The 462-nt window shown below is 60.4% G+C and carries 2 protein-coding genes; both read right to left on the bottom strand.

The window, feature by feature from the left end; genetic code table 11:
* A partial coding sequence (locus KJQ99_RS11340; RefSeq protein WP_214150705.1) for an ABC transporter permease family protein occupies window positions 1-242 on the bottom strand: 242 nt, incomplete at its 3' end.
* A gap of 14 nt (window positions 243-256) precedes the next feature.
* A partial coding sequence (locus tag KJQ99_RS11345) for a hypothetical protein (protein WP_214150706.1) occupies window positions 257-462 on the bottom strand: 206 nt, incomplete at its 5' end.

Consider the following 462-nt stretch of genomic DNA (forward strand, 5'->3'; position numbering starts at 1 on the left):
GCTACGAGGGATCCGACGACGGCGACTTTGGTCACCGATGCTCCGAAGAACAGGGCCACCGCAGCACCTGCGAAGGAAAGCTCCGACGTGCCGTGAATAGCGAAGGCCAGATCTCGAGCATGGATCATCGGGCCGATAAGGCCTGCAAGCACACCGAGGATGATCCCGGCAATGATCGATCCGCGGACTAGCGGCACCAATTGGCTGAAGCTGTCGAAATTGATAATTGTGGAGAAATCCATGTCAGCCCATTTCCTCAGATTCTTCGGCCCGGGGCATGCAGGTGGGTCGAGCGCTCTTCGTCAGCAAGGACAATGATGCGATTGCCGCGATGGAACACCTCGACGTGGGACCCGTACATCTCGCTGAGGACGTCCGATCGCAGCACCTCGTCGGGAGTGCCAACGCGAACCTTGCCGCCGGCGACGTAGACCACCCGGTCGGCGTAGGGCAGCACAGGGT

The sequence above is a fragment of the Campylobacter sp. 2018MI13 genome, assembly GCF_018501135.1.
Taxonomy (GTDB): Bacteria; Campylobacterota; Campylobacteria; order Campylobacterales; family Campylobacteraceae; genus Campylobacter_E.